This is a genomic window from Arthrobacter sp. FW306-04-A, from assembly GCF_044358315.1.
Lineage (GTDB): Bacteria > Actinomycetota > Actinomycetes > Actinomycetales > Micrococcaceae > Arthrobacter.
In genome coordinates this window covers 1-16,939 of record NZ_CP084559.1, presented here as the reverse complement: position 1 = coordinate 16,939, position 16,939 = coordinate 1, and the positions used below count along the sequence as shown (strand labels likewise).

The window sequence follows — 16,939 nt, the reverse complement described above, 5'->3', positions numbered from 1 at the left end:
CTTTGAGGAGCAGCTAGCCTGCCGTGGCCCGAAGGACGGTGGCCAGGATCAGAATCCCGGCCACCACTGCCATGCCCGCAGCCTGCAACAATCCCTGGCGCGGTCCACGCGGGGCAAAGGCGATGACGGCCGCGGAGAGCGCACCTGTAACGAGCCCGCCCAAGTGGGCCTGCCAGGCGATACCGGGGACCAGGAAGCCAATGGCTCCGTTGATGGCAATGAGGATCCACAGCTGCCTTGTGTCTCCGCCGCGCCGGCTTTGGACCACCATGAGTGCGCCAAACAGGCCGAAGATCGCGCCGGAAGCGCCTTCCACTCCGGTTGGAGGCAACATGGGTGTTAGGAGCAGGAAACCCACAGAGCCGCCGACTGCGGACAGTAGATAAACGGCCAGGAAGCGAATGCGCCCCAGAACGGGCTCAAGGACTTGGCCAAAGATCCAGAGCATGTACATGTTGAGCACGATGTGCAGGACAAAACCCTGGGAATGGACAAAGGCAGAGGTCAGCATCCGCCAGGGTTCGAAGGCTCCAAACTGCGGAGTGGCGTAGACGGACGCGAAGGCGAGTTGATCCTCCACCACATTGCCTGGAATCAACCACTGCAGGACGTACACAAGGGCGCACAGCCCAATAATCACATACGTCGCCAGGGGCCGGCCTGTCGAAATCGCGCCGCCATACGCCGAGCGCACGGCCGGCGTCGAACGCTTTATTTCATTGACGCAGTCAATGCATTGGAACCCGACGGCGGCCGCCCGCTGGCATTCGGGGCACGCAGGACGCCCACAACGCTGGCACCGCACATAGGAGGGCCTGTCCGGGTGCCTTGGGCACACCGGAATGTCTGCGGACGGCTCTGCCGCCGGGATTCCATAACTCATATGTGGCTCAGGCTCCGGGGGTCAGAGCTTGACGATGTCAATGCTGTTGATGACGACGTCTTCAACGGGGCGGTCGCCCATGCCAGTGCGGACGGCCTCGATGGCGTCGACAACCTTCTTGGACTCTTCGTCGGCAACCTCACCGAAGATGGAGTGCTTGCCGTAGAGCCAGTCAGTGTTAACCGTGGTGATGAAGAACTGGGAACCGTTAGTGCCCTTGCCCATCTGGACGCCTGCGTTGGCCATGGCCAGCTTGTAGGGGGCGTTGAAGTTCAGCTCCGGGTGGATCTCGTCGTCGAACTTGTAGCCCGGTCCGCCGATACCGCGGCCGAGGGGATCGCCGCCCTGGATCATGAAGTCTTTGATGATGCGGTGGAAAACAGTGCCGTTGTAAAGCGGGGTACCGGTCTTGTCTTCGCCGGTCTCAGGGTGCGTCCAGGACTTCTCGCCGGTGGCCAGGCCAACGAAGTTGGCGACCGTCTTTGGCGCGTGGTTGCCGAAGAGGTCAACCACGATGTCGCCGAGGCTCGTGTGGAAAGTTGCTTTTGCGGTTGCGATGGTCATAGCGCCATTCTTTCATGCAGGGTCAACGGCGGGGCGGCCAGGAAGCCGGTTCCGCGCTCGGTGAAATCTTCCATGAATCCGCTGGATCAATAGCCGGTGCCGGTCAAGCCACGTAGGCTAACAACAAACGAGCATCATAATCGGGAGGTAGTTGTGAAGAAATCGGACCGGATTGCCCGCGAACTTGAACACACCGTTGTGCATGGTGTTGAGAATGCCAAGGACTGGGCGACGCCGCGCGTCGAGGCAGCTGTGAACTGGGCAGTTCCCCGTATCCAGCAAGGCATCGACACCGCTTCGCCGAAGCTCCAGGAAGGCCTGAAATCGGCCGCGCACAACCTCGCCGACGGCGTTGCGACCGTCACGCCGAAGCTCCAGGAAGGCTTGGCGAACCTCGCACCGCGGATCCATGACGCCGTCGAGGACGCCTCGCCCAAGATCCAAGACGCACTCAATAAGGCCACACCGGCTCTCGGTCACGCCAGGGACAAGGTTGTTGAGGAGTACCTGCCTAAGCTCTCCGAGCAGCTGGGTCAAGCCTCCGAAGTTGTCCACCACGTCCTTGAGAACGCACCCGCGCAGGTGGATGCCGTCGCCCAGAAGCTGGTGGACTCGGGAGTGGTGCACAACCTCCAGGAGCAAGCACAGGCCACCAAGGCCCAGCTGAAAACCGCGGCCGAGGAAGCCTCAAAGGCGGTCTCGAACGAACTCGCCAAGACCAAGAAGCCCAAGAAGCGCGGACTCTTGATCTTCACGGTTCTGGCAGCAGCGGCGGCAGCCGGAGTTGCCGCATGGAAGGCCAGCCGCCCCGTGGAGGACCCGTGGAAGACCCCGGTCCCAGTCACCCCTTCACCGGTTCCTGCCGCCGCGGCAGCAGAGAAGATTGCTGAGAAGGCCAACGAAGCCGCCGCCAAGGTAGCTGAGAAAACCGAAACTGCAACGGAAAAGGCAAAGGACGCCGTCGAGGACGCCAAGGATGCCGCTGCAAAGGTGGCAATCGACGCCAAGACCGCAGTGAAGAACATCGCCGCCAGCCTGCACAAGGACGAGGCAGGCAAGGAAGAGGCCGGCAAGCACGAGGCAGCCACGGACGAAGCAGGAAAACACGAGGACTAGGCGAAAGCCATACTCGCTTCACGTTGAAGGGATTCCGGTTCGCCGGGGTCCCTTCAATTGTTTGGCCACATGTCATCGAAGACTTCCTCAGCGGACACCGGCCTGATGCTAGATTTATGGTGATGCCAGCCGATAGATATTCCGCAGATGCAGCCAGTAACGCAGCCGTCGCACCCGTGAAGCCGAGCGTTTCAATCGTCATCCCGGCGTACAACGAAGAGAGCGTCATCCGGCAATGCCTTATCGCAGCCGTTTATCAGTCAGTGCCTGCGGACGAGATCATCGTCGTGGACAACATGTCCAAGGACCGCACTGCCCAGATCGTCCAGCAGATGCAGCAGGAGTACCCCGAGAGCCCCATCATCCTGTTGAGCCAGGACAAGATACAAGGACTCATCCCTACCCGCAATTTCGGCCTCAACAACGCTACATCGGAGATCCTTGGCCGGATCGATGCCGACTCCGTCCTGGAACCGGACTGGGTTGAGCAAGTCCAGAAAGCCTTCGCGGATCCTTCTGCCCAAGCGGCTACGGGTCCCGTGGTTTACTACGACATGCCCATGCGTAGGTTCGGGCTCAAAGCCGACGACAAAATGCGCCAGCTCATGCTTCGGCTTGCGAAGCACCAGTACCATTTCCTCTTTGGCTCAAACATGGCGCTTCGCCGCTCCGCGTGGGAAACCATCCGTGATGAGACCTGCCTGGATGAGAAGGACGAGATGCATGAGGACATCGATCTTTCCCTGCACCTTGCCGACCACGATCTCAGGGTGCAGTACTGGCCGCAAATGGTCTCCGGCATGTCTGCCCGCAGGCTCGAGGACTCACCGCGCGACTACCGCTATTACGTGACCCGCTTCGACCGCACTTACAAGGCCCACAACGTCAAGAAAATGGCACTGAAGGCTCCGATGGTGGTGTTCTTCTCGGTCTATTTCCCGGCGAAACTGCTCCGGGCCATTCACACAGCCAACACGAGCCAGGGCGCGCGCCGCGGCGGCATGTAGCAGCGCGCACGGTGACCTTCCGCGTCAATCGGTACCGGGCTCAGTCGGTACCCAGCTCAGCGATCTTGCCTTCGGGCCCGGCTTTGCCGCGCCACTGACCGATTACGACGACGGCGAGTCCGGCCAGGATCAAGGCTAGCCCCGCATAGGTCCCGGACGGCAGGGTCTCGCGCAGGAATACCGCGGCCAGAAGGGCTGCGCCGGGAATCTCCAGCAGGATGATCATGGAGACCAACAGCGGGCTCATCGTGGCCAGAAGGTGGTTGAAGGCGGTGTGGCCCACCAGTTGCGCGCACACAGTGATGGCCACAATCCCCAGCCAGCCGCCGGCGTCGAACCCTACAAGCGGCTGGCCGCCCGCGAGGGCCAATACGGCAACAATGGCCGCGCAGATCCCGTAGCAAAGCGTCGTGTAGGTCCCGGTCCCCATGCTCTGGCGCGCCTTGCCTCCGGCCAACGTGTAGAGCCCGGCCAGTGCGCCTCCGGCGAGGGCCAGAACGTCACCAAGGAAGGCTTTCGGTGAGGTTCCCATATCGAAGCCCGTGATTGCGGCGACACCACCCAGTGCAATGCCCAGGCCTACCAGGACCGGCCAGCGGTGCCGCGTGCCGCGAAGGAACTGGAAGACGGCGATCCACGCCGACTGCAGGCAAACCAAGGCGGTGGCGGCAGCGACAGACGTCAACTGAAGCGCGGTGATGAAGCATGCGAAATGGAAGGCCAGCGCGACTGCCGCGACGGCGGACCAGGTGAACTCGTGACGCGTAATCTTCCGGAACTGCCGTGGTTCGCGGATCAGGACCGGGGAGGCCATGACGACGGCGGCGATTGCGTTGCGCCAGAAGGCGATAGCCAGTGCCGTGACAGACGTGGCGCCGAGGGTTCCCGCGATGAGCGGGCCGGATGATGCGACGCCGAGCACGCCCAAAGCAGCAACAATGAAGTTCACAGCTCAACCTTAGTGAAGTGGTTAACGCAAAGAGTCCCGGTCATTTCTGACCGGGACTCTTTCTTATGGTGGAGGCACGGGGACTCGAACCCCGAACCCCCTGCTTGCAAAGCAGGTGCGCTACCAATTGCGCCATGCCCCCATAAGAAGCAACCCATCCATACTACCCTAGATCCTTCGATGGTTTTCACCATGTCCAGACCAGGCGTCCGGGCTAGTCAACCGTGTCGGTTGCCTTGCTCCAGACCGTTTTCCGGGCCTCGGATTCCTGCACCTTTTTGTAGAGCAGGACGCCTGCGACCGCAGCTGCAACTATGAGCAACTTCTTCACATGCACCCCGTTCCGATTCAGTTTCCTGAACCTCTAGCAAAACCTGTGCAGGTTCCGTGGGCGTACCAGGACTTGAACCTGGGACCTCTTCGTTATCAGCGAAGCGCTCTAACCGCCTGAGCTATACGCCCCGATACCTCTTCGGGCCGAGACATGACTTTACAGCACATCCCGGCCCGATCTCAAATCGAGGTATTTTCACCACTGTTTTCCAGCAGTTTCCCTCTTTTTCCGACCGTTTGGGCTAGTCGTCTGTGAGGGTCACTCCGATGCCACCCACGAGTGTTGCCGAAATGTTATACAGCACGGCGCTCAGCATGGAGAGGGCGGTCAGCAGGACCACATTCACCACGGCAATGATGGTGGCGAAGGAGGCAACCTGTCCGAGCGATGCGACCTTCTTGAGTTCAAAGCCACCGCTTTCCGAACCTGCCAGCGTGCCCAGAAGGCTGTCCACCTGGTTGAAAATGCCAGTGAGGTCCAGAACGGTCCAGAGAACGATCGCTGCAATCACGGTCACAATGCCCAAGGCAACGGACAGCAGGAATGCCATCTTCAGCACCGACCACGGATCAACTTTGCTGACCAGCAAGCGGGCGCGGCGGACCTTTGCCTTCGGTGCCGGCTTCACAAGCCCCGGATTCCCTGCGGCCGGACGCTGCTGAGCCTGCGCGGGCCGCTGGCCGGGTGCAGGACGCTGTCCGGGTGCAGGACGCTGTCCGGGAACGGCGGGACGCTGCCCTGCCGGGCGCTGCTGACCCTGTGCCGGCCGCTGGCCGGGAACGGCCGGGCGTTGACCCGGGACCCTCTCCGCGCCAGTTCCTGCCGGGCTCGAAGCAGATGCCGCTGGGCGCTGCTGGGGACGGGCCGGTGCGTCTACCCGCGGAGTAGCCGACGGCTGCCGGAATCCTCCAGGGACACCCGTACTCGGCTTGGGATATGAGTCCGAATTGCTCACTCGTTACCTCCGGTGTTGTCTTCGTTCAGCTCGACGCCGGACCCATTACCGGATCCTGCGGCCGATCCCGATTCGGCCGTTGCGGTCGCCTCATCGGCGCCGCCGTTTGCAGCCAACGTTACGTCATCGGCCGCCTCGGACGGTCCTCCAAGAGGATTTTCGACACTATTGGCGGCTAAGTCGTTGTCAGCGCCATCGCCGTGCTCGTCGTCGGTATCCTCGCCATCAAGGCCGCGTTCGCTGTTTCGGGCCACCTCGATGATGCGATCGTTTTTGTCCGGCTTCGCGAAGATGACGCCCATGGTGTCGCGGCCCTTGGCAGGAACACCGGCCACAGCAGAGCGGACAATCTTGCCGCCCTCCATGACCACCAGGACTTCGTCCTCTTCGTTGACGATCAGGGCACCAACGAGGTCGCCGCGCTCTTCCTGAAGCTTGGCCACCTTGATGCCCAGGCCGCCACGCCCCTGGAGCCGGTATTCCTCGACGGCAGTGCGCTTCGCGTAGCCGCCTTCGGTCACCACGAACACGAACGAGCCGTCCTGGACGACGTCGGCCGCGAGGAGTTCGTCGTCTTCGCGGAACTTCATGCCTGTCACTCCAGAGGTCGCGCGCCCCATGGGACGCAGCGCCTCGTCTGTGGCCGTGAAGCGTATGGACTGACCCTTCCGGGAAACCAGGAGGAGATCGTCGGTCTCGGACACGAGCTGCGCCGAGACGAGCTCGTCCCCATCCCGGAGGTTGATAGCGATGACGCCGGCGGTGCGATTGGTGTCATAGTCTTCCAGGCGCGTCTTCTTCACGAGGCCGTTCTTGGTGGCAAGCACCAGGTACGGGGCTTGCTCGTAGTCGCGCAGGTCAAGGACCTGGGCGATGTGCTCGTCCGGCTGGAAGGCCAACAGGTTTGCCACATGCTGGCCCTTTGCGTCGCGGCCGGCCTCGGCAAGTTCGTACGCCTTGGCCCGGTACACGCGGCCCAGGTTGGTGAAGAACAGCAACCAGTGATGCGTGGTTGTGACGAAGAAGTGTTCCACGACGTCGTCGCCGCGCAGCTGGGCACCTTTGACGCCCTTGCCGCCGCGCTGCTGCGAACGATAGTTGTCGCTCCGTGTGCGCTTGACGTACCCGCCGCGGGTGATGGTGACCACCACTTCTTCCTCGGGGATGAGGTCTTCCATGGACATGTCTCCGTCGAAGCCCATGAGAATGTGGGTCCGGCGGTCATCACCATGCTTGGCCACGATCTCAGCCAGTTCCTGACTGATGATGTCGCGCTGGCGCTGTTCGGACGCCAGGATCGAGTTGAACTCCGTGATCATGGCCTCAAGCTCGGAGTGCCTGTCCTGGATCTTCTGCCGTTCCAACGCGGCGAGGCGGCGGAGCTGCATGTCGAGGATGGCGCGGGCCTGAAGCTCGTCGATCTCCAGCAACCCCATCAAGCCATCGCGGGCAGCCTCGGTGGTGTTGGACGCTCGGATGAGCGCGATAACCTCATCCAGCATGTCCAGCGCCTTGAGAAGTGCGCGCAGGATGTGCGCCTCTTCCTCGGCCTTGCGCAGCCGGTAGCGAGTCCGCCGGACAATGACATTCATCTGGTGGATCACCCAGTGCCGGATGAAGGCGTCCAGGCTCAGCGTGCGGGGTACGCCGTCGACGATCGCAAGCATGTTGGCGCCGAAATTGTCCTGCAGCTGGGTGTGCTTGTAGAGGTTGTTGAGCACAACCTTGGCCACGGCGTCGCGCTTGAGAACAATCACCAGTCGCTGTCCGGTCCGGCCGGACGTCTCGTCGCGGAGGTCCGCGATGCCTTGGATCTTGCCGTCCTTGACGAGTTCGGCGATCTTAATGGCCAGGTTGTCCGGGTTCGCCTGATACGGCAGTTCGGTGACCACCAGGCACGTGCGGCCCTGGAGTTCCTCCACGTTCACCACGGCACGCATGGTGATGGAGCCGCGGCCCGTGCGGTACGCGTCCTCGATGCCCTTGTGGCCCAGGATGGTGGCCCCGGTCGGGAAGTCCGGGCCCTTGATGCGGAGCAGCAATGCTTCAAGAAGCTCTTCACGGCTCGCCGTTGGGTTGGCTAGATACCACTGCACGCCCTCGGCAACCTCGCGGAGGTTGTGGGGCGGAATGTTGGTGGCCATGCCGACGGCGATGCCGGAGGAACCGTTGACCAGCAGGTTGGGGAAACGCGCCGGCAGAATGGTGGGTTCCTGGTTCTTGCCGTCGTAGTTGTCCTGGAAGTCGACAGTTTCCTCGTCGATGTCACGGACCATTTCCATGGCCAGCTGGGCCATCTTGGTTTCCGTGTATCGCGGAGCTGCGGCCCCGTCGTTTCCGGGGGAACCGAAGTTGCCCTGGCCCAGCGCCAGCGGATAGCGCATGGTCCAGTCCTGGATGAGGCGGACCAGGGCATCGTAGATCGCGGTGTCACCATGCGGGTGGTATTGGCCCATGACCTCGCCCACTACGCGGGCGCACTTGTTGAAGGAGCGGTCCGGGCGGTAGCCGCCGTCGAACATCGCGTAGAGCACTCGGCGGTGGACCGGCTTCAAGCCGTCGCGGACGTCCGGAAGCGCACGGCCAACGATAACGGCCATGGCATAGTCCAAGTAGGAACGCTGCATTTCCGTCTGCAGGTCTACCTGGTCTATGCGGTCGGTCAACACATCGCCCTCAAGTACCGGTTCCGGAATGCCGGCCGACTCAGCCGGAACCTCGGGTGTTTCTTCACTCATAATCTATGATTTCCGTTTCAGGTATATGTCAGTTCTGGAATATTCCTAGGGCCTTGAAGTCTCTAGATATCCAGGAACCTGACATCCTTGGCGTTCTGCTGAATGAAATTCCGGCGCGATTCCACGTCCTCACCCATCAGCACGGAGAAGGTCTGGTCCGCTGCCAGGGCATCGTCCATGGTGACTTGCAAGAGCGTGCGGTGGTCCGGGTCCATGGTGGTGTCCCAAAGTTCGGTGTAGTCCATTTCGCCTAGGCCCTTGTAACGCTGGATGCCGTTGTCCTTCGGGATTCGGCGGCCAGCCGCCTGGCCGGAGACCAGCTTGGCGTCACGTTCACGGTCGCTATAGACATAGTCGTGAGGGGCGTTCGACCACTTGATGCGGTATAGCGGGGGCTGAGCGAGGTAGACGTAGCCGTTCTCGATCAGCGGACGCATGTAGCGGAACAGCAGCGTCATGAGCAGCGTGGTGATGTGCTGGCCGTCCACGTCGGCATCGGCCATGAGGACGATCTTGTGGTACCGCAGCTTGGAGATGTCGAAGTCCTCGCCGATGCCCGTGCCGAAGGCCGTGATCATGGACTGGACTTCATTGTTGCCGAGGGCCTTGTCCAGGCGTGCGCGTTCCACGTTCAGGATCTTGCCACGCAGTGGCAGGATGGCCTGGGTTTCGGGGTTGCGTCCACGCTTGGCCGAACCGCCTGCGGAGTCACCCTCCACAAGGTAGACCTCGCAGCGCGCGGGGTCCTTGGAGGAGCAGTCGGACAGTTTGCCCGGCATGCCGAAGGATTCCAGGGGGCTCTTGCGACGTGCGTTGTCGCGGGCCTTGCGGGCAGCCATGCGCGCTTGGGCAGCCTGGACGGCCTTGCGGATGACGTCGCGGGCCGGGCCGGGGTTTCGTTCCAACCAGTCGCCAAGCTGGTCGGTGACCACGCGTTGGACGAAGCCCTTCACCTCTGAGTTGCCCAGTTTGGTCTTGGTCTGGCCCTCGAACTGGGGCTCAGACAACTTCACCGAGATAACGGCTGTGAGACCCTCCCGGATGTCGTCGCCAGTGAGGTTGTCTTCCTTTTCCTTGATGATGGTTTTCTCGCGCGCGTAGCGGTTGATGAGCGACGTCATCGCAGCGCGGAAACCTTCTTCGTGGGTGCCGCCCTCGTGCGTGTTGATGGTGTTGGCGTAGGTGTGGACACTCTCGGAATAGGCCGTGGTCCACTGCATCGCGACCTCGACGGCGATGTGCCGCTCAGTGTCTTCGGTTTCGAAGGCGATAACGTCCTCGTGGACGACGTCCACCTTCTTGCTTGAGTTCAAGTGCTTCACGTAGTCGAGCAGACCGTCGTTGTACTGGTAAATGACCGTGCGGTGTTCTGCCGCCACTTCGCCGTCAGTAGCAACTGCGTCAAGATCCAGGTCATCGTCGCCTGCCCCTGCCACAGGACGTTCGTCCGTGAGGGTGATGCGCAGGCCTTTGTTGAGGAAGGCCATCTGCTGGAAGCGTGCACGGAGAGTCTCGAAATCGAAATCAGTGCTCTCGAAGATGGTGCCGTCCGGGTAGAACGTCTGGGACGTTCCGGTCTGGTCGGTTGCTTCGCCCTTGACGAGCCCACCTTGTGGCTTGCCGCCGTCGCCGAAAGTCATCCGCCAAACGTGGCCCTGGCGACGCACCTCGGTGTCTACCCTGCGCGAAAGCGCGTTGACAACGGAAATACCGACGCCATGGAGGCCACCGGACACGGCATAGCCACTGCCGCCGAACTTACCGCCCGCGTGCAGGATGGTCATGACAACCTCAACGGTCGGCTTCTTCTCCGTGGGGTGCATATCCACCGGGATGCCGCGGCCGTCGTCTACCACCTTCACGCCGCCGTCGGCCTGGAGGGTCACTTCAATGTGGCTGCAGTACCCGGCAAGGGCCTCGTCCACCGAGTTGTCCACCACTTCGTACACCAAGTGATGGAGGCCGCGCGGGCCTGTGGATCCGATGTACATACCGGGGCGCTTGCGCACCGCTTCGAGACCCTCAAGCACAGTAATGTCGCTTGCACCGTACTCCCTGGACCCTGAGGGTGTGTCAGGCTTATGGGCGTTCTCCTTCGCGGGCTCTACTGCCAAGGTTTCTGCATTGTCGTTAGCCACAGGCGCTTTCGACTCCTCCGTGTTCGATGGTCGCCAGCCGTCACCGCACCAAGGAAGCACGTCCGTCAGGACACACCACAGGGATACGGCAGCCGCCAACAGGGACGTCACTGCTAACGCCGGCTACTTCGTGACTGGCGGATCCGCTTTTACATTCCTGTTCAGCGAAGCCAATCAACGTTCACCGGCGCCCAGTTGTCTATGCCCGATTCTATCGTGACTGAGCGCTGTTCCTTGCAAAACCCGGCGCTAATGCTGACGAATGTACCTGTGGGAGGCCGCTGGCCCCATCTGCAAGCCATCAAAAGAGCACCCTCTAGGGAGCTATACGGTCCGGGGAGGTTTCTCGCCCTGTGCGCCGTTCAAGGAACCCGGCTGACGCGGGTGCCCGGGAAGTTACCCGTAGGTATCCCGGGGGCCTCGTCCATTGACGCTGCGGCCGCCCTTTCGCCAGTTCGGTGCGGTTGGCGCGAGCACCTGAATTGACGTCACCACACCGTCGCCGAGCTCCCTCCGGAACATCTCCAGAAGGCTGGTACTCAGGAGCCGAAGTTGCGTCGCCCAGGCCGTGGAATCACAGCGGACGTGAAGCGTGGTGTCGGTAAAGCTCTCCGGGGTGCAATGCGCCGAAATTTCCGGACCCACCAGGGCGTCCCATTCCGCCATCACGGAACCGACAGCCACCGGGGACGTCCAACCCCGTTCAGCTACTAGCCTCCCCACGACTTTCCCCAAACCAAGAGGGTCCCGGCCACTGCCATGGAATTGGCTGAAACCACGGGTATCACGGACGCCTTTCCGTTTCGGAGCGGCACCGGTACGCGGCGCAGCACGCCGGATTTCGCCCCGTGCGGCGGCCGCTTCGCGCATCCGGTTCAGTGCCGATTGGGCAGCGTCAATCTCGTCAGGGTCCCTGCCCGGCTGGCGTGCGCCGGGGCTATCCTTCTCCATCAATGCCTCCGGGCACTACCTTCACGCGCCGCCCGGCCAGTTCCTCGGGAATGTCGGCGTCGACGGCGGCTGTCACCAACACCTGTTCGGCGCCGGCCACTATTGCAGCCAGCTTACGCCTGCGCTGCACGTCCAGCTCGGCGAACACATCGTCAAGAATGAGGATCGGGGCCGAACCGCCGGTCCGCGTGTCGTCGAGCATGACGTAGTACGAGGCGAGGCGCAGGGAAAGGCACATCGACCATGTTTCGCCGTGGGAGGCATAGCCCTTGGCGGGAGCTTGCCCTAGAACCAATTCGAGTTCGTCGCGGTGCGGTCCAACCAGGGAGATCCCACGTTCCAATTCCTTGCGGCGCGACGCGGCGAAGGCCTCGACATAGCGCTCGGTGAGCTGTTCCACGGAAAACAAGCGGAGGTCCTCAACCCCGTTCGAACCTTCGTCAATGTGCTCGGCGGGACCACCGTCGTCGTCCAACACCCCCTGGATGGTGGAGCGATAAACCGCACCGGCTTCCTTGGTGCCATCCGTCAGTTGCGCGTAAGCGCTCCTGAGGTGGGGGCGGAGCCGCTCCACGAGTTCCAGCCGTGCGTGCAGGAGTTCCGCGCCGGCCCGGGCCATGTGCTGGTCCCAGACATCGAGGGTTGCTTCATGTCCCGAAGTGAACTTCCCGGTGCGAGCCGATTTCAAGAGGGCGTTGCGTTGTTTGAGCACGCGGTCGTAGTCACTGCGAGTCGCCGCGTGCACCGGCATGAGGCTGACCAGAAGTTCATCGAGGAAGCGTCGGCGGTTGGACGGATCACCCTTGACCAAGGCAAGGTCCTCAGGGGCGAACAGCACCGTGTGACAAATGCCCAGGATGTCGCGGGCGCGCACCGGATTCCCGCGATTGATTCGTCCACGATTGGCGCGTCCCGCGTTGATTTCGAGTTCGACCACCGTCGATTGTTCGCCGCTGACAAGTTTCGCGCGAATCAAAGCCCGTTCGGTGCCGAAGCGCAAGAGGGGCGCATCCGTGCTGACCCGGTGCGAGCTCAGTGTGGCCAGGTATCCAATGGCTTCCATGAGGTTCGTCTTGCCGATGCCATTGGACCCCACCAGGACAGTGACCCCGGGGCCGAGCTTGAGGTCAACCTGCGCGTAACTGCGGAAATCGGTGAGGGAAAGATGTTCGAGGTACACGCGTACTGCTGGTTGCCCTGGGCCTAATTGGCCGGACGGGTGGCGTGTCCGCCGAATTGATTGCGCAGCGCCGAAACCATCTTCATGGCCGGTGAGCTGTCCTCCCGGGAGGAGAAGCGCGCGAAGAGCGCAGCAGTAATGGCCGGTGCCGGAACGGCGTTGGCGATGGCCTCTTCGACGGTCCAGCGTCCCTCGCCTGAATCTTCGACATAGTCGCCGATGGAGGCCAAGCCCGGATCTTCATCCAAAGCCTTGACCATGAGATCCAGCAGCCACGAACGGACAACCGTGCCCTTTTGCCAGGCGCGGAAGGTGCCGGGAAGATCTTTGATTATGTCCTTGGCCGCCAGCAGTTCGTAGCCTTCGGCGTAGGCCTGCATCAGACCGTATTCGACGCCGTTGTGCACCATCTTGGCGTAGTGGCCTGCACCCACGCCACCCACGTGGACGAAGCTGTCGGCACGTTCGCCCTCGGGGCGGAGCGCATCGAATACCGGCATAGCGAGCTCGATGTCTTCATTTGCGCCACCTGCCATGAGTCCGTAGCCGTTTTGCAGGCCCCAGATGCCACCGGAAACGCCGCAATCGGCAAACCGGATGTCCTTGGATCCCAGGAAAGCCGCATGCTTCTGGTCTTCGGTAAAGCGTGAGTTACCGCCGTCGATCACCATGTCCCCGGGAGAGAGCTTCTCACCAAGTTCGCTGATCACAGCATCGGTGATGTCGCCGGAAGGAACCATGACCCAGACCAGTCGTGGCGCCGGAAGCGCGGCGATGAGTTCATCGATGGAAGCGACGTCGGCGACGTCGGGATTGCGGTCAAAGCCAGTGACCTCGATCCCGCCGTTCCTCATGCGTTCGCGCATGTTGAAACCCATTTTTCCAAGGCCGATCAGTCCGATGTGCACGGTGTGAACTCTTTTCTGCGTTGGTGGTTGTGGTATTTACCCGACTGTTGTCGTTTTGGGGCCCAGAACGACAACAACTGTCTGGGCCCACCCCGCCAGGGTTCCCTCGCCGGCGGGGACTTGCGAGGCGAGGGTGGCGGTGGGGACTAGTTGGGCAGGCGGACGGGCATCACGAGGTAGCGGTAGTCGCCCTTGTCATCGCCGTCGGCGTCAACCTGGGCAGTGATCATGGCCGGCTTGGGGGCCGTGGTGAAGGAGAAACGCACGAACTTGGTTTCTATGACACCCAGGCCTTCCACCAGGTAGTGCGGGTTGAAGGCTACTGTGATGTCTTCCCCGCTGAGCTGGGCTTCCAGTTCCTCGGACGCCTGGGCGTCTTCGCCAGTGCCGGCGTCGAGGCTCAGCTGGCCCTGGGTGAACGCCAGGCGGACCGGGGTGTTTCGTTCGGCGACCAGGGAAACGCGGCGAACAGCTTCTACAAGCTCCTGCGTCTGGACAGTTGCGTGGATCGGCGTGGAATCCGGGAACAACGAACGGATCTTGGGGTAGTCGCCGTCCACGAGCAAGGACGTGGTGGTGCGTCCGCCGCTTTCGAAGCCAATCAGGCGGCTGTCGTCATCGGCGAGGGCGAGGTGGATGTCACCGCTGCCACCGAGGGTCTTCGCCACTTCGTTGAGGGTCTTGGACTTCACCAAGGCACTGGTGGAAATTCCTGGAGTAACGGGCTTCCACGGTACTTCCCGCATGGCGAGGCGGTACCGGTCCGTGGCGAGGAGGGTGATCATGTCATCCTCGATCTCCATCCGGACACCGGTGAGGATCGGCAAGGTGTCATCCTTGCTGGCCGCGATGATGACCTGGGAGACTGCCTGGGCGAAGGCGTCGCCGGGCAAGGTTCCACTGATAGCGGGAAGTGCGGGAAGCGGCGGGTATTCGGATTCCGGCATCGTAGCGAGATGAAAGCTGCTTCGACGGCACGTGAGGGTGACCCTGCTGCCATCGGTTTCGATTTCGACGGGCGCCGATGGAAGGCTGCGGCAGATATCGGCCAAGAGGCGCCCGGAAACCAGGATTGTTCCCTCGGTGGTGATGTCGGCGGGAATCTCAAGACGGGCAGAGGTCTCGTAGTCAAAGCTCGAGAGGCTCACTGTTCCGGCTTCTGCCTTGAGCAAGAGACCTGAAAGGACCGGGACGGGCGGCCGCGGAGACAACGACCGGGCTGTCCACGTGACGGCTTCTGCCAGGACATCCCGCTCGACTCTGAACTTCACGGAAGGGTGCCGCCTTTCATTGCTGCTGCCAGTGTTCTACCGGAAACTCCCCAGGAGCCCCGAAAACCAGCGCCCGAAACCCGAAAGCTGCAGGGTCCGCAGTAAACGAACTACAAAGCAGCGCCAAGGATGGACGCGATGCAGACAGCTTAGCCGGAAGTTCGGGCATTAACCCATCCTTGGCTTGCTGGCTTGTGGTTCAGAGCAGCCGCGGGCTGCGTCGGTGAGTGGGCGGAAGGAGATTGTTATTTAAGGGAATTCATTTTTTTGGGATTAGTAGTGTTAATAACCCCTGTGGAAACTGTGGATAACTGCTTCTGGACCCGCAGTTCCGCGGTTAAGGCCTGTTCACGATGTGTGGGTGACTGGGTTTTAAACAGGGTGTGGACGTGGATAACCCCCGGGCCCGTTTTTGATGATCCACAGATGCCTTAAGGGTTTTAAGCCCATTAACCGCGCTTGTCCCCTTAAGTATCCACAGGCTTATCCACATGCGCCTGTTAATAAGGTATGTAGTGGCCGCTTACGAATCGCGCTGTTGCTGTTTGATGCGGTTGGTCAGCTCTGTCACCTGGTTGTAGATCACACGGCGCTCGGCCATGAGCTCGCGGATCTTGCGGTCGGCGTGGATCACCGTGGTGTGGTCGCGGCCGCCAAGCTCCTGACCGATCTTGGGCAGGGACATATCCGTGAGCTCACGGCACAGGTACATGGCGATCTGCCGCGCGGTCACCAAGGTGCGCGTACGGGACTTGCTACAAAGCTCTTCCATGCTGAGCTTGAAGTACTCGGCCGTCTGCTTCAGGATCTGGTCAGCCGTGATCTCCTGGGCGCCGTCGTCGGTGATCAAGTCCTTCAGGACCATTTCGGCGAGGGCTACATCCACGGCCTGGCGGTTGAGGCTGGCGAACGCAGTGACGCGGATCAGCGCGCCTTCGAGTTCGCGGATGTTGCTGGAGATCTTGGAAGCGATGTACTCCAGGGCGTCGTCGGGGGCGGATAAACCCTCGCTCTGCGCCTTTTTGCGGAGGATGGCGATGCGGGTTTCGAGTTCCGGCGGCTGGATATCGGTCAGCAGACCCCACTCGAAACGGGACTTCATGCGGTCTTCGAAGCCCGCCAGCTGCTTGGGCGGAAGGTCCGAGGTGATGACCACCTGCTTGTTGTTGTTGTGCAGGGCGTTAAAGGTGTGGAAGAACTCTTCGAGCGTCCGGTCCTTGCCTGCCAGGAACTGGATGTCGTCAATCAGCAGGACGTCGACGTTGCGGTAGGTGGTCTTGAAGCTGGCACCCTCGTCGTCGCGGATGGAGTTGATGAAGTCGTTGGTGAACTCCTCGGAATTCACGTAGCGCACACGGATGCCGCTGTAGAGCCGGCGGGCATAGTGGCCGATCGCATGCAGCAGGTGGGTCTTGCCCAGCCCGGAATCACCGTAGATGAACAGCGGGTTGTACGCCTTGGCGGGTGCTTCGGCGACCGCGACGGCAGCAGCATGGGCAAAGCGGTTGGACGAACCGATCACGAAGGTGTCAAAGACGTACTTCGGGTTCAGTCGGCCAAATTCGTGCGAAGTACTCGGCGGGGTGGGCTGCGGCTTCAGTTCCACGGCCAAGTCGTTCGCGGAAGAGAGCTCGACGGCGGGGGCCGGCTCTTCGTGGATGGGCACCAAGTCTGTGTCGACGTCGATGGCGCACCGGATGTCATCGGAGAAGACATTGCGGAGGGCGTCGTCGAGGGCGTCCTTGACTTGCGTCTGGAGAACCTCGCGGGTCAGCTCGTTGGGCACGGCCACCAGGAGGGTGGATCCGATGAGGCCTTGCGCCTGGGCGAGGATAACGAAACCACGTTGGCGGGGCGTGACGCGATCGTCTTGTTCCAGCAGGCTCAGCACCCGCCGCCAGGAACTTCCGACCGTGTTGGCGTGGTTGGCGTCGTCTACCGTCAT

14 protein-coding genes and 2 tRNA genes are annotated in these 16,939 nt (G+C 61.8%); 2 read left to right on the top strand and 14 right to left on the bottom strand.

The window, feature by feature from the left end:
- Nucleotides 1-13: 13 nt before the first annotated feature.
- Together LFT43_RS00080 and LFT43_RS00075 are read right to left on the bottom strand one after the other, a co-directional pair.
- Nucleotides 14-883, bottom strand: coding sequence for a rhomboid family intramembrane serine protease (locus LFT43_RS00080; protein WP_395800082.1), 870 nt, complete (start codon nucleotides 881-883; stop codon nucleotides 14-16).
- 21 nt (nucleotides 884-904) lie between these two features.
- Complete coding sequence (locus tag LFT43_RS00075) at nucleotides 905-1,447, bottom strand: peptidylprolyl isomerase (protein ID WP_395800080.1); 543 nt, start codon at nucleotides 1,445-1,447, stop codon at nucleotides 905-907.
- 153 nt (nucleotides 1,448-1,600) lie between these two features.
- On the opposite strand from LFT43_RS00075, the gene LFT43_RS00070 reads away from it, so the two are divergent.
- Together LFT43_RS00070 and LFT43_RS00065 are read left to right on the top strand one after the other, a co-directional pair.
- Nucleotides 1,601-2,563 carry a hypothetical protein gene (locus LFT43_RS00070; protein WP_395800078.1) on the top strand — a complete coding sequence of 321 codons (963 nt, stop codon included), beginning with the start codon at nucleotides 1,601-1,603 and terminating at the stop codon, nucleotides 2,561-2,563.
- A gap of 122 nt (nucleotides 2,564-2,685) precedes the next feature.
- Nucleotides 2,686-3,570 (top strand): glycosyltransferase, encoded by an 885-nt coding sequence (locus tag LFT43_RS00065; RefSeq protein WP_395800076.1) that lies wholly within the window; start codon nucleotides 2,686-2,688, stop codon nucleotides 3,568-3,570.
- A gap of 40 nt (nucleotides 3,571-3,610) precedes the next feature.
- On the opposite strand, the gene LFT43_RS00060 is transcribed toward LFT43_RS00065, so the two are convergent.
- From LFT43_RS00060 to dnaA, 12 genes are all read right to left on the bottom strand, one after another.
- The gene (locus LFT43_RS00060; RefSeq protein ID WP_395800074.1) at nucleotides 3,611-4,519 is read right to left on the bottom strand and encodes a DMT family transporter; all 909 of its coding nucleotides are present in this window, start codon (nucleotides 4,517-4,519) and stop codon (nucleotides 3,611-3,613) included.
- 66 nt (nucleotides 4,520-4,585) lie between these two features.
- Nucleotides 4,586-4,661: transfer RNA gene (locus tag LFT43_RS00055), tRNA-Ala, on the bottom strand.
- Nucleotides 4,662-4,733: 72 nt separating this feature from the next.
- Nucleotides 4,734-4,850: a DLW-39 family protein gene (locus LFT43_RS00050; protein ID WP_265978190.1), complete on the bottom strand. Its 117-nt coding sequence runs from the start codon at nucleotides 4,848-4,850 to the stop codon at nucleotides 4,734-4,736.
- A 57-nt stretch (nucleotides 4,851-4,907) separates the two neighbouring features.
- Nucleotides 4,908-4,981, bottom strand: a tRNA-Ile gene (locus tag LFT43_RS00045).
- A 113-nt stretch (nucleotides 4,982-5,094) separates the two neighbouring features.
- A complete protein-coding gene (locus LFT43_RS00040; RefSeq protein ID WP_395800072.1) occupies nucleotides 5,095-5,808 on the bottom strand; it encodes a DUF3566 domain-containing protein in 714 nt (237 codons plus the stop codon).
- Complete coding sequence (gene gyrA, locus LFT43_RS00035) at nucleotides 5,805-8,546, bottom strand: DNA gyrase subunit A (RefSeq protein ID WP_395800070.1); 2,742 nt, start codon at nucleotides 8,544-8,546, stop codon at nucleotides 5,805-5,807. The genes LFT43_RS00040 and gyrA overlap by 4 nt, the downstream gene beginning before the upstream one ends.
- Before the next feature lie 62 nt (nucleotides 8,547-8,608).
- Nucleotides 8,609-10,684 (bottom strand): DNA topoisomerase (ATP-hydrolyzing) subunit B, encoded by a 2,076-nt coding sequence (gyrB, locus tag LFT43_RS00030; protein WP_395800068.1) that lies wholly within the window; start codon nucleotides 10,682-10,684, stop codon nucleotides 8,609-8,611.
- A gap of 396 nt (nucleotides 10,685-11,080) precedes the next feature.
- A complete protein-coding gene (locus LFT43_RS00025) occupies nucleotides 11,081-11,635 on the bottom strand; it encodes a DUF721 domain-containing protein (protein WP_395800066.1) in 555 nt (184 codons plus the stop codon).
- A complete protein-coding gene (gene recF, locus LFT43_RS00020; RefSeq protein ID WP_395800064.1) occupies nucleotides 11,622-12,815 on the bottom strand; it encodes a DNA replication/repair protein RecF in 1,194 nt (397 codons plus the stop codon). The genes LFT43_RS00025 and recF overlap by 14 nt, the downstream gene beginning before the upstream one ends.
- Nucleotides 12,816-12,838: 23 nt before the next feature.
- Nucleotides 12,839-13,723, bottom strand: coding sequence for a phosphogluconate dehydrogenase (NAD(+)-dependent, decarboxylating) (gene gnd / locus LFT43_RS00015; protein WP_395800062.1), 885 nt, complete (start codon nucleotides 13,721-13,723; stop codon nucleotides 12,839-12,841).
- Nucleotides 13,724-13,869: 146 nt separating this feature from the next.
- Nucleotides 13,870-14,994, bottom strand: a complete 1,125-nt coding sequence (gene dnaN / locus LFT43_RS00010) for a DNA polymerase III subunit beta (RefSeq protein WP_395800060.1) — start codon at nucleotides 14,992-14,994, stop codon at nucleotides 13,870-13,872.
- 523 nt (nucleotides 14,995-15,517) lie between these two features.
- Nucleotides 15,518-16,939: a chromosomal replication initiator protein DnaA gene (dnaA, locus tag LFT43_RS00005; RefSeq protein ID WP_268025608.1), complete on the bottom strand. Its 1,422-nt coding sequence runs from the start codon at nucleotides 16,937-16,939 to the stop codon at nucleotides 15,518-15,520.

What these genes read in the sequence shown, in the direction of transcription:
- dnaA (WP_268025608.1), bottom strand. Translation starts at nt 16,939, where the DNA reads ATGACGGTAGACGACGCCAACCACGCCAACACGGTCGGAAGTTCCTGG.
- LFT43_RS00075 (WP_395800080.1), bottom strand. Translation starts at nt 1,447, where the DNA reads ATGACCATCGCAACCGCAAAAGCAACTTTCCACACGAGCCTCGGCGAC.
- gyrA (WP_395800070.1), bottom strand. Translation starts at nt 8,546, where the DNA reads ATGAGTGAAGAAACACCCGAGGTTCCGGCTGAGTCGGCCGGCATTCCG.
- LFT43_RS00065 (WP_395800076.1), top strand. Translation starts at nt 2,686, where the DNA reads ATGCCAGCCGATAGATATTCCGCAGATGCAGCCAGTAACGCAGCCGTC.
- LFT43_RS00080 (WP_395800082.1), bottom strand. Translation starts at nt 883, where the DNA reads ATGAGTTATGGAATCCCGGCGGCAGAGCCGTCCGCAGACATTCCGGTG.
- LFT43_RS00025 (WP_395800066.1), bottom strand. Translation starts at nt 11,635, where the DNA reads ATGGAGAAGGATAGCCCCGGCGCACGCCAGCCGGGCAGGGACCCTGAC.